Annotated in this window: 8 protein-coding genes; 6 read left to right on the top strand and 2 right to left on the bottom strand. The window is 43.3% G+C overall.

Features of this window, described 5'->3' with window-relative positions:
• Nucleotides 1–296: 296 nt before the first annotated feature.
• Complete coding sequence (ribBA, locus tag Q0541_RS13640; protein WP_298911114.1) at nt 297–1,970, bottom strand: bifunctional 3,4-dihydroxy-2-butanone-4-phosphate synthase/GTP cyclohydrolase II; 1,674 nt, start codon at nt 1,968–1,970, stop codon at nt 297–299.
• Nucleotides 1,971–2,621: 651 nt separating this feature from the next.
• Between ribBA and Q0541_RS13635 the strand changes: the two genes are divergently transcribed.
• Nucleotides 2,622–2,771 (top strand): hypothetical protein, encoded by a 150-nt coding sequence (locus Q0541_RS13635; protein ID WP_298911112.1) that lies wholly within the window; start codon nt 2,622–2,624, stop codon nt 2,769–2,771.
• A gap of 226 nt (nt 2,772–2,997) precedes the next feature.
• Complete coding sequence (argC, locus tag Q0541_RS13630) at nt 2,998–4,056, top strand: N-acetyl-gamma-glutamyl-phosphate reductase (protein WP_298911110.1); 1,059 nt, start codon at nt 2,998–3,000, stop codon at nt 4,054–4,056.
• A gap of 83 nt (nt 4,057–4,139) precedes the next feature.
• Here the strand turns inward: argC and eno are convergent, their stop codons facing one another.
• On the bottom strand, nt 4,140–5,429 hold the full coding sequence (gene eno / locus Q0541_RS13625; RefSeq protein ID WP_298911108.1) for a phosphopyruvate hydratase: 1,290 nt from the start codon (nt 5,427–5,429) through the stop codon (nt 4,140–4,142).
• A 338-nt stretch (nt 5,430–5,767) separates the two neighbouring features.
• On the opposite strand from eno, the gene Q0541_RS13620 reads away from it, so the two are divergent.
• From Q0541_RS13620 to gloA, 4 genes are all read left to right on the top strand, one after another.
• Entirely contained in the window at nt 5,768–7,162 is a 1,395-nt protein-coding gene (locus Q0541_RS13620) for a serine/threonine-protein kinase (RefSeq protein ID WP_298911106.1), read from the top strand.
• A 326-nt stretch (nt 7,163–7,488) separates the two neighbouring features.
• Complete coding sequence (locus tag Q0541_RS13615) at nt 7,489–8,007, top strand: COP23 domain-containing protein (protein WP_298911104.1); 519 nt, start codon at nt 7,489–7,491, stop codon at nt 8,005–8,007.
• A gap of 73 nt (nt 8,008–8,080) precedes the next feature.
• On the top strand, nt 8,081–11,239 hold the full coding sequence (locus Q0541_RS13610; RefSeq protein WP_298911101.1) for a serine protease: 3,159 nt from the start codon (nt 8,081–8,083) through the stop codon (nt 11,237–11,239).
• Between the two features lie 200 nt (nt 11,240–11,439).
• Complete coding sequence (gene gloA, locus Q0541_RS13605) at nt 11,440–11,874, top strand: lactoylglutathione lyase (protein WP_298911099.1); 435 nt, start codon at nt 11,440–11,442, stop codon at nt 11,872–11,874.
• The last annotated feature ends 313 nt before the right edge of the window (nt 11,875–12,187 follow it).

Genomic DNA, 12,187 nt, shown 5'->3' with positions numbered 1-12,187 from the left:
TGGTGCGGTACTTTCGGCGATCACACAACGCCCTTCTCCTGACGGAGGCGCTGCGCGAACGGGTGAGGCTCCTTGCGCCAAAGCGTTTCCCCTTCTCCCAAAGGGAGAGGCTAACGCCTGCCGTAGGATGCCCAAAGGGCTGTAGGGAGAAGACTCGCTAACACTGCGCTAAGACCAGTCGCCGTGACAGTTAGAAACCAACTTGGGTGCGCTGGTTCACCAGTTGCTACAACTCTCTTGACCAGAGTAACGCACTGGCTCCCCGACAAAATTTATTGAAAAGAAAATCAGCTAACCTATTTGCTAAAGCTATAAATTTGCTGCGTCTCCAGGCGATCGCTAATTGATGAAGGCAGTGTACCATCCGAGAATGTCTCTCGATCCAGTTGGACTTGTAAATTACTCAAAGGATCGCAACCAGAGGAAATCAGAAATTCTAATTTCTGGATGTAAGGCAAAGTTGCTAGGTTGTCCAGAATTTGGAAGATAGCCTGGATATAAGGATGACCACTTTGCTGATACCAATCGCAACTAGCAACTTTCGCTTGATCCAAACCCAAGTGTACTGTTAAGGATGGCTCGTCAAATATAGCGATCGCTAACGGACGCGCCTCTTCCTGCAACAATAAATCATTAGTTCTCGCTAAATGTCGCAGTTTCTCTAAGCGTTCATAACGTTCTGTCACAGCTTCCGGGTCATCTTGCCAGTGGATTGCTACTGTTACCAGATAAGTCTGTAACAGCATATGACCCAGCTTTTTCGCCTTTGTCGCCAGGTAATAAGAATTGTAGTCGGTTGCCTCAATTAATAATGGCAAGCGATCGACTACTTCCAACCCATAGCCCTTGACTCCAGCAATTTTACGGGGATTATTGGTAATCAGGCGAATCTTTTTGATGCCCAAGTCCATGAGCATTTGTGCCCCCATCCCGTAGTCTCGCAAGTCAGCTGGAAATCCCAAACGCTCATTGGCCTCTACTGTATCCAGCCCCATATCCTGCAACGAGTAGGCTTTCAACTTATTAATCAAGCCTATTCCCCGTCCTTCTTGCCGCAAGTATACAACTACACCTTGACCAGCAGCCTGAATCATTTTCAGTGCAGCTTCTAACTGCATCCGACAGTCGCAGCGCAGAGAACCCAAAGCGTCGCCAGTTAAGCATTCTGAGTGCATCCGCACCATCACAGGCTCATCTTTGAAGTTAGCTGGATCTCCCTTGACAATTGCAACGTGTTCTGTATTATCCAGAGTATGGCGGTAGGCGTAAATTTCAAACTGACCGAACTGACTAGGCAGCTTGGTTATCACCTCACGATACACGAGGCGATCGTGCTGTAGGCGATAACTGATTAAATCCGCAATACTAATAATTTTTAAATTGTGACGTCTAGCGTATTCAACTAATTGTTGTAACCGCGCCATTGAACCATCGGAGTTTTGAATTTCACAAATTACCCCGGCTGGGTATAGCCCTGCTAGCCTAGCTAAGTCCACAGCAGCTTCTGTATGTCCTGCGCGTTTGAGTACGCCTCCAGCTTTAGCCCGAATCGGAAAAATATGACCAGGACGACGTAAATCAGTAGGTTTTGTGGCTGGGTTGAGAGTAACCTGGATAGTGCGGGCGCGGTCTTCCGCTGAGATGCCAGTGGTTACACCCAATTCTGGGCTAGCATCAATACTAACAGTGAAGGCAGTTTGGTTAGTATCTGTAATGTTGCTTACCATCAAGGGTAAGTCTAGTTCGTCTAAGCGATCGCCTGTCATTGCCAAACAAATCAGCCCTCTAGCTTCCACGGCCATGAAATTAATCATGTCAGGTGTGGCAAATTGGGCAGCACAGATTAAGTCGCCTTCATTTTCTCTATTTTCATCATCTACCACTACAATCACGCGACCACCTTTTAGGTCTGCTAAGGCGGCATCAATCGAATCAAATTTAAAAGCTTGACTAGTATTAGGCTGTGACACAGAAAGATTTCCAGTTCCCAACGTAAATTTTTTTAACAATTTATTCTTTTAGATTGTAGCTTCTCTATAAGACTAGAGAAGTAGACTAGCATTGACACTCTCAGGTCTAAAGATACGCTCCTTTCTCCAAGCCAAGCATGGAAGGGATAGTCAAGTATACCCCTAGATGGTCAAAAAAACTACTATTACTAAAGGTATTGCAATTGCGCTTAATTATTGTTTTTCTTAAAGCTTTCAGAGTCCATTCCCTTTGCCAAAACGTGGTAATATACACAATCTGCTCAACGGAAAACCCTTCTCCTAAGGGAGATGCTACGCGAACAGGACTGGACTCACCATTATTTGCTCTTTCAAGTCATAGTGCCGTTAGCTCTTATTGCTAACCGTTGTTTGATGGGAGCCGGGATTTCTCCGTGCTAAGATGCTTCAAAACGTAAATAGTTATTTCTACTCACAATTTAATTTTAACATAGACTGACTGCATTTTTTACTGCACGAGTGGTGACTGGGCTTGCCCTTAGTGTCACTTCCCTCTCAGCCCTAAAGTGACTGAGTTTCCCACTTACCGAGTTATTTTATGATTTGATAACGTGGCAAAAATTTCTGCCTTTAAAATTGGCGTTTAATAATAGAGTGCAGCGACAGTCAAGGATGAACAGGACAAGGGGGACAAGGGGGACAAATAGAATATTTGATAATTTCGCCGCCTCACCCTTCGGGTTGGGAAGTGACGCTCGTTCCGACGCTCGTTCCGACGCTCGTTCCTCGCTATCGCTAACGCTGCGCTATCGCGAACGCTAACGCTACCGCTAGCACTAAGGGACTCGACGGGAACCCCCTTCTCACAGCGTCTTGTACAAAAAACTCCGACTCGCTCACCGCCTCACCCCTTCGCCATGTACTCTTCCCTGTTTGCTTCCAAAAAAAGTAGAGGGGTTTCAGCTGTTTTGTACGCTGTGAGTCTAGTCGCTGATATTGTTGATAGCTGAGAACGAATTAACCATTCATGGGATAAGGATTTCAGATCATGGGCAAATTTAGACGCGTACCCGTTGGGATTGTTGGCGCGTCGGACTATGGCGGAGTACAGTTAGTACGACTACTGATGGATCATCCAGAAGTCGAACTGGTTTATTTAGGTGGTGAGAGCAGTATCGGGAAATGCTTTGGAGATATCTACCCGCATCTGGCTCATGCAGCTAACCTGCCAATAGAGGCGGTAGAACCAGAAATAATTGCTCACCGCTGTGAAGTAGTTTTCCTGTCTTTACCAAATGGTCTGGCTTGCCAAATCGCGCCCAAACTATTAGACAAAGGATGTAAAGTACTGGATTTGAGTGCAGACTATCGGTTCAGTGATTTGGCAACTTATACAAGTTGGTATGGGACACAGAGAAACGATCGCTCAACTGCTGCTATGGCGGTTTATGGATTACCAGAACTGTATCGCGATCGCATTGCCGAAGCTCAACTCGTTGGTTGTCCTGGTTCCTATCCCACTGCTAGTCTCCTTGCACTTTCGCCACTCTTAAAGCAAGGTTTAATCGTACCAGAAACAGCTATTATCGATGCCAAGTCCGGCACATCTAGCAGTGGACGCCAAGCTCAAACCAACTTATTACTAGCTGAGGCGGACAACTCCATAGCAGCTTTTAATGTCGGCCGTCACCGTCATACCCCAGAAATTGAGCAAATTTGCAGTGATTTAGCTGGTCACGAACTCATGATCCAATTTACACCCCACCTTATCCCAATGGTGCGCGGTATTTTGGCAACGGTATATGCCACACTGCGCGATCCTGGTCTAGTGCGAGATGACTTAATTACAATTTTCTCAGCCTTCTACCGCAACTCTCCTTGGGTGAGAATCTGCGGTAGCGGTGTTTACCCCCAAACCAAGTGGGCTAACGGCAGCAATCTTTGTTACATCGGTGTAGAAGTTGACCCGCGTACAGGTCGCGTGATTGTCATGTCAGCAATTGACAATCTAATTAAAGGACAGGCGGGGCAAGCGATTCAGTGTCTAAACCTGATGATGGGCTGGGATGAAACCTTGGGGTTGCCCAAGTTGGGGTTTTATCCCTAAATTCAGTTAAAAGCGGAGCCAAAGACGCTCCGCCTCCGGTTAGAAGTGATTAGTTATGAATTAAAAACTCCTAACTTCTAACTCTACTTCGGCCCTAACCCCACAGCACCAGCATAAACGGCGCGATCGCCTAGTTCATCTTCAATTCGCAGCAAGCGATTATATTTTGCTACGCGTTCGCTGCGACAGAGGGAACCTGTTTTAATTTGACCGGCACGGGTTGCTACGGCTAAATCAGCGATCATTGTGTCTTCTGTTTCACCAGAACGATGGCTAATTACTGAACGGATACCGTTGCGAGTGGCCAAATCAATCGTTTCCAAGGTTTCGGTGAGAGAACCAATTTGATTGAGTTTAATCAAAATGGCATTAGCAGCTTTTTCCTGGATGCCTCTTTGCAAGCGTGTGGCGTTGGTAACAAACAAGTCATCTCCTACCAACTGCACCCGCGAACCTAACTTCTGGGTGAGCAATTGCCAACTTTGCCAGTCTTCTTCGTGCAAGCCATCTTCAATTGACACAATTGGGTATTGATCAACCAGTTGTCCTAAATAATCAATAAACTCCGTGGGGGCGTGAGGTTTACCATCGTAAACATACTGCCCATTCTTGTAAAACTCGCTAGCCGCCACATCCAACGCCAAAGCTACTTCTTCCCCTGGCTTATAACCAGCTTTCTTAATGGCAGCAACTAGCAATTCCAAAGCCACCTGATTGGATTCTAGGTTAGGGGCAAAGCCACCTTCATCGCCTACACCAGTGAGTAAACCCTTTTCATCCAACACCTGACTGAGGGTGGCAAACACCTCTGCACCCCAGCGCAACGCTTCCCGGAAGGAAGTTGCCCCAATTGGGACAATCATAAACTCTTGAAAATCCACGTTATTTGATGCGTGTGCCCCACCGTTAATCACGTTCATCAACGGCACTGGTAGCAAATTCGCTAAAGGGCCACCTAAATAGCGATATAGGGGAATTGCTAAAGACTCGGCACCAGCTTTGGCTGCTGCTAGGGAAACCGCCAAAATCGCATTAGCCCCCAAATTGGATTTGTTAGCAGAACCATCTATAGCGATCATCGTGCGGTCTAGCAGTTCTTGGTTGAGGGCATCCAAGCCTAACAATTGGGGAGCAAGTGCTTCTTTGACGTTTTGTACTGCCTTAAGTACGCCTTTGCCCCCGTAACGGCTTTTATCGCCATCACGCAGTTCGTGAGCCTCAAAAGTGCCAGTAGAGGCACCACTTGGAACCTGCGCCAGTCCTACAACACCGTTGGCTAAATGCACCTCGGCTTCAATTGTCGGTCTACCCCGTGAATCGAGAATTTCACGAGATGCGATCGCCTCAATGGCAGTATCTAGAATGTTACTCATTTGTACTTTATCCTTTATTCGAGTCTGTTACGCATACAGTCCAGTTGCCTAACCCAATCGCTAGCATAGGCGTTTAAGAGACTTTGTTGGCTGAGATTAAAGAATATTTCCAGAGATTTTGTTAATGAATTTTTAATTTTGTGCTTTTGATTAAACTCACTTTCATTTACCCCATTTTCTTAGTCAATGGTGAGCATTTAGTAAAATTTGGCACTACCAACGATGTAGAGAGTCAAATTTACGTATATTAAATATATAAATAGTTACAATTCTTTGTACTATCGACAAATAATATTCCGTGTCAAAATTTAGATTAATCAAACATACTTGTAAATACAATGATAGGCAAAATCCTGGATGGGCGTTACGAAATTATCAGCAAACTGGGAGAAGGTGGTTTTGGTACTACTTACCTAGCTATTGATAGGAAATTGCCTGATAAAGACCAGTGTGTTGTGAAACACTTCTCGCCTAAAGCCACAGATTTAAATACTTTGTCCCACGCCCGACGGCTATTTGCGACTGAAGCTCAAGTACTCAACCGCTTAGGGAGCCACGACCTGGTTCCGCGCTTGTTGGCGCATTTTGAAGAAGACCAAAAGTTTTATTTAGTTCAAGAATTTATTGCAGGGTATGACTTGAGTCATGAAATCAATCCGAAGAAGCAGTGGAGTCAGGAAAAGGTTATTGCCCTGTTGCAGGATATTTTAGAGGCATTAGAGTTCGTCCATCAGCATCATGTCATCCACCGGGATATTAAGCCCTCGAATTTGATGCGGCGTCAACAGGATGGGAAAATCGTCCTGATTGATTTTGGAGCAGTCAAACAAATCAGTTCTCAAGTAGTGAATGCTCAGGGACAAATGACAGCAACAGTTGTAATTGGCACACCTGGCTATATACCCAGCGAACAAAGTCAAGGTCAGCCCCGGTTATCCAGTGATATTTATGCAGTCGGAATGATTGGTATCCAAGCCCTTACTAGTTTAAACCCTATCCAATTACCAAAAGATAATCTTACAGGTGAAATTATCTGGCGTGATCAAGCACAGGTTAGCCAACAGTTCGCGAAAATTATAGACAAAATGGTCAAGTATGACTTTCGACAGAGATATCAATCGGCAACAGAAGTTTTGCAATCCCTACGACACTTGACACCAGCTAATCGTCCTGTAAAATTAATTTGGCGGAAGGCTATTATTGGTTTAGGAATTGTTACTGTTGCCACTGTTATTGCTTTCTTGTTTATCATTATACTACGTAATAATAGCCTGGAGATTTATAATAATACCGTTTATGGCATCAGCATCAAATATCCCCCAACTTGGAAAAAAACTATAACTCCAGACCGCATAACTGGCAATCTAGTTCAATTTATTTCGCCACAAGAAGGTAATGCAGATACCTATTCAGAGAATCTCAATTTAATTGTTCAAGATTCCCCATATACTCATAAAGAATTAGAACAATTTACTAAGTATTATTTGGATGAAGTCAAACAGTCTGATCCAAATATTAAAATTATTGCAGAGGGCAAAAGTCAACTAGCAAATAGACCTGCATATCAAGTTATTTACACTTTTAAAGAAGATGGAATGAACATTAAACGCTTGCAAGTTTGGATGGTCAAAAATAATCAAGCATATATAATAACTTATACGGCAGATGTGGCTAAATATGCTGAATATTTCCCAACAGCACAAACAATGATTAATTCCTTGGAAATTAATTAGTAAGTACAGGATTTTAACAAGATAAATCAGCAAATATACAGATTTTTCTATTGCTTAAAAGCCGTTATTTGTTACCAAAAATTCCTCAATCAGCTATTAGTGACAGTAACATAGTGATCATTTACAGCTAACTGATATTTGAGAAACCCAACTGCATACAGAAACTGAGTTTCTTTCTCAGAGGATGTTTGATAAGGGATTAAGTTATTTTAGTGGGTTATACCTGAATAAATCTTTACATTACTTTAAAATGTAATATGGTTGTCATTTTGTGGTAAATACATAGTATCTATGACTTTCATCATCTTTAATGAGAACTACCAACGATGAAACCCCACTTATTTATGCAGGTACTGACGGCAGGTACAATTGCTCTAAGTAGTTTTGCTACTATCAGTCCACCCAGTTTAGCTCAAGCTCAAACTTACTTTTGTGAAAGAAGTGATAATGGTGTATGGACTACATATGCCAAAAACTACAACAATAAGAAGATTCCGGTGATTCGCTGGGTTAAAAATTTAGGAAATTATACTCCACAAGTACGGTGTCAAGAGGTATCTTCCAGATTTCAAAATGCCTATGAAAAAGGTATTTTGAACTACATGACATCTGGTATTTCTAGTGGTCAAGCAGTGATATGTGCGGCTAGTCAATACGGTGGGCCTTGTAGTCAATTACTATTCACACTTAAGTCGGATCGGAACGCTAGTTCAGTACTTCAAAACCTTGTAGATATAGGTTATCGTGCTCGCGGACCCATTCTTCAATCTGAAGATGCTTCTTCTCAAATATACATTGATATGAGTATATTACTAAACGGAAAAGCAGCACAGGTAAAAAATTAATACTAATCTTGGTAGGTAGTGGGATGCTCATTAAACATATTTTGTATAGAAATTTGCAAGTGGTAAAAGCAACATGAGACAAAAACTAATGTACCATCGCTCACTGGCTCTGATTGCCTGGATGGGCATACTGTTGATGTTGCCTATACAAGCTGTTTATTTGAGCATCTTTTCCCCAAAAGTTTCTGCTCAACAGCCAACTTCCCAGCGATCGCCAGAACAACTCAAACAGCTGGCTCGATCAATAACCGTAAAGATTTTATCTGGCGAGAATAGTGGCTCAGGTATTTTACTTAGGAAAGATGGTCGAGTTTATACGGTTATGACTAATCGACACGTTTTAGAATCAGGTAAACCTGTTCAAATCCAAACAGAAGACGGGAAAAAACACCCAGCTAGCTTGGTTAAGGGAGTCAACTTTCAGGGCAATGATCTGGCTCTGTTGGAGTTCCGTGCTAATGCTAACTATACTTTAGCCCCCCTCGGAAATTTATCAACGATCACAGTTAATGAACCAATATATGCAGCGGGGTTTCCCTTTGAGGCTAATCCGTCTGCATCTCAAGGATTTGTCTTCCAAACAGGCCAGGTTTTGCTAGTGCCAGAGCGAGCTTTTAAGGAAGGATATCAAATAGGCTACAGCAACGAAATTGAAAAGGGCATGAGCGGCGGCCCGATACTGAATCGTCGGGGGCAAGTAATCGGTATCAATGGTATCCATGCCTATCCGCTCTGGGGAAATCCTTATATTTATGAAGATGGTTCCCAACCGACTGAAGCCTTACGAGATTTAATGAGCCGTTATAGTTGGGGAATTCCGATCCAGACATTTGCTCGTTTAGCTCCTGGGTACACTTCAAAAGAATCCTTACCAGCAGCTAACGCACCCTCTACCTCAAGTCTTCCTCCCATTGCTAATGAAGTCAACAACATAGCCCAAGAAATTACGGTACGAATAGATGTGCCAACTTTACGTGAGTGTAGTGGGTCGGGAGTAATTATTGGTAAACAGGGAAATACTTACAGCGTCCTCACTGCCGAACACGTTGTTCGTCCATCTCAAAAATGTGATCGCACCGTTCTAGAGGTAATCACCCCTGATGGCAAACAATATCAATTCAGGGTGAATGACGACAATCTGAAAACCGTACCAGACACAGACTTAGCGATATTGGAGTTTACTAGTGAGCAAGATTATCGCGTCGCTACTCTAGCAAACTACGACATTGTTGAAGATAAAAACTTCATTTTTGTTTCTGGGTGGCTGGGGTTAAAACCTGGAAGCGAACAAACACAGCGTCAGTTTACAGCTGGGCGTGTAGCATCAAAACAAATTGGTTCTTTTTTAGCTAAGAACTCTTTGTCTTTGAGCTACGGGTATGGGCTAATATATACCAATCTCACAGACCAAGGAATGAGCGGTGGGCCAGTATTAGATACTCGTGGGCGCGTCATTGGTATTCATGGCAAAGCAGAAATAGAAGAAATTACAGATAAAGCTGGTCAAAGACGTTTGATAACATTGGGTTTTAGTTGGGGTGTTCCCATCAGCAGCTTTGTCCGTTGGGCGCAGTCGGTCGGTATGGCTCCCATATTGAGAGTGGAGAATAATGCACCACCGCAACTGACACCACAAGAGACAAAATCAATATTAGAAGCTTTATTTAAGGTAAAGAAACCCAAGGATAATGCTGATGCCATTGACTGGCTCAATTATGGCTGGCAAGTGAAGCTAAACTCGTCAGAACAGGCAGATAAAAATGAAAAAAACGAGGCAATGAGGGCTATTGACCGAGCAATTAAACTAGAGCCTAATTTTTATCAAGCTTGGTATCTACGAGGTTTCATGCAGGTGGGTGAAGAATATGGAGAAGCCCTGAAATCCTTTGATAGAGCCATACAAATTGAGCCGAAATTTGCTTCTGCTTGGCGCTTGCGTGGCTTAACTCTTGCCAACTTACAACAACGATATCAAGAGGCGCTATATTCATTTGACCAAGTAGCAAAACTCGACCCCAATGATGCCAGCGTTCAGATATCTCGCAGCCTAATGCTGATTAGCTTAAAACGTTTTCCCGAAGCACTTGAAATTTCAAACCAAACAGTGAAATACCATCCTGGTTCTTGGGCGTACTTTGCTCGGGGTGCAGCACGCTATGGCACGGGAGACTTACAAGGAGCAATGGCTGATTTAAACGAAGCAATTCGCTTGAATCCAGAATATATCGAAAGCGCAGCCTATTCATTTCGGGGTGCGCTTCGCGCTCAACAGAAAGACTTAAAGGGAGCGCTGGCTGACTACAATGAAGCTGTGCGTCTCGATCCTGAAAATGCTGAAACTATTAAAGTTCGTGGGCTGATTTTTGTATTACAGCAAGATTATAAAGGGGCAATAGCTGATTTCAATGAAGCAATTCGTCTCAAACCCAAAGATGCTGAGGTGATAAAATATCGCGATTGGACTACTCGCTTACTACAGTTCAAACCAGGAGATATTGAAGCCATTAAAGCTCGTGGGAGAATTCGCTTGGTACAGCAAGACTATAAAGGAGCAATAGCAGATTTTAGCGAAGCAATTCGTCTCAAGCCTGACGATGTTGATGTTATCAAAGCTCGTGGCGAAGTCTACTTGCAACAGCAAGACTATAAAGGAGCAGTAGCCGATTTCAGCGAAGTAATTCGTCTCAAACCTGACGATACTGACGCCTACTACAATCGCGGACAAGCTCAGGCTCAACTTAAAGATTATAAAAAAGCAATCGCAGATTACGACCAGATATTGCGTTCCCAGGAATTCTCTGGTATTGGTGTTAAAACAGAAATCAATCCTCTAACTAAATTGCCAACAGTTTCCAAAGTTATTGAAAATTCTCCCGCTCAAAAAGGTGGGGTAAAAACGGGCGACCAAATTTTAGCAATTGATGGTCAATCCACGGCAAATCTGAGTTTAGAACAGGTAATAAAACTGATTCGCGGTCAAACAGGTACTAAAATCAGCCTGCAAATTAACCGCTCTGATAAAAATAACTTAAAAATTACTCTAACAAGGACACCAATTGCTGTTGATGGCAAATTTGCTGATGTTTACTACCATCGCGGTCTTGCCCGCATTCAAGTAAAAGATAATCAAGGAGCACGTCAGGACTTTCAAAAAGCCGCAGACCTTTATAAGCAACAAAGTAAAGCGGATGATTACCAAAAGGCGCTAGCTAAAATTACAGAGCTTCAATAGTAATCAATAGACTTGTCTGGAAACTCTGCCTCAAATTACGACTTGCCGCATTCCAGATCCAAATCTAATAAATCACGTCTCTACCTTGAAAATTGAAGCTTTTTGACAATCACACACCTTCCAGGCGTGGGCTTTATTGGCAACTTCTGTAAAATGTTGGCAGAAAGCAATACTCAACAGAGCAAAAACAGAAGGTCAATATGCGATTACTACATACAATGCTGCGGGTGGGCAACCTGGAAGAGTCTTTAAAGTTCTACTGTGAATTTCTGGGAATGAAACTACTGCGCCGGAAAGATTATCCAGGGGGAGAATTTACCTTGGCTTTTGTTGGCTACGGTGACGAAAGCGACAATACGGTAATAGAACTAACTTACAACTGGGGGGTGGAAAAATACGAATTGGGTAATGCTTATGGTCACATTGCCCTTGGCGTTGATGATATTTACGCTACATGTGAGGAAATCCGCAATCAAGCCGGTAAAGTCGTGCGTGAACCAGGGCCGATGAAACATGGTTCGACAGTAATTGCTTTTGTGGAAGATCCAGATGGGTATAAAATTGAATTGATTCAACTGGGAACTCAAGGGTCAGCAGTCAAACAGGAATCACAAGAGCAACTTGTAAGTCAGTAATTCTTATAATTAAGAATGTAGGTGATGGATCTAAGCTTTAGTAGTGCTGAATCCTGAGTGGGGAGGAAAACCCTGTCAAAGGCAATAAACGGATAAGAAAATCCACACCGATGTCTTAAAAAGTTGAGCTAGATACGGGGAAACTAATTTTTTCTGCACACTGGCGTCTCGCAGTCCTGTTACTCAGACGCGCGAGACTTTTCGCTTTTTGCCTCCCATTTTTAGACGGGCTAGGAAATCTCCTCTGCGTAAATCCTATTAATATTATCCCCATACTGTCGTGATCAGCAACACTAATAGCGACGCCGAATAG

Source organism: uncultured Nostoc sp., from assembly GCF_937863485.1.
Taxonomy (GTDB): Bacteria; Cyanobacteriota; Cyanobacteriia; order Cyanobacteriales; family Nostocaceae; genus Nostoc.
This window is presented reverse-complemented; position numbering and strand designations above follow the sequence as displayed.

Bases quoted from the DNA above. Each gene is read 5' to 3' on its own strand.
- argC (WP_298911110.1), top strand. From the start codon at position 2,998: ATGGGCAAATTTAGACGCGTACCCGTTGGGATTGTTGGCGCGTCGGAC.
- Q0541_RS13635 (WP_298911112.1), top strand. From the start codon at position 2,622: ATGAACAGGACAAGGGGGACAAGGGGGACAAATAGAATATTTGATAAT.
- Q0541_RS13620 (WP_298911106.1), top strand. From the start codon at position 5,768: ATGATAGGCAAAATCCTGGATGGGCGTTACGAAATTATCAGCAAACTG.
- gloA (WP_298911099.1), top strand. From the start codon at position 11,440: ATGCGATTACTACATACAATGCTGCGGGTGGGCAACCTGGAAGAGTCT.
- Q0541_RS13615 (WP_298911104.1), top strand. From the start codon at position 7,489: ATGAAACCCCACTTATTTATGCAGGTACTGACGGCAGGTACAATTGCT.
- eno (WP_298911108.1), bottom strand. From the start codon at position 5,429: ATGAGTAACATTCTAGATACTGCCATTGAGGCGATCGCATCTCGTGAA.
- Q0541_RS13610 (WP_298911101.1), top strand. From the start codon at position 8,081: ATGAGACAAAAACTAATGTACCATCGCTCACTGGCTCTGATTGCCTGG.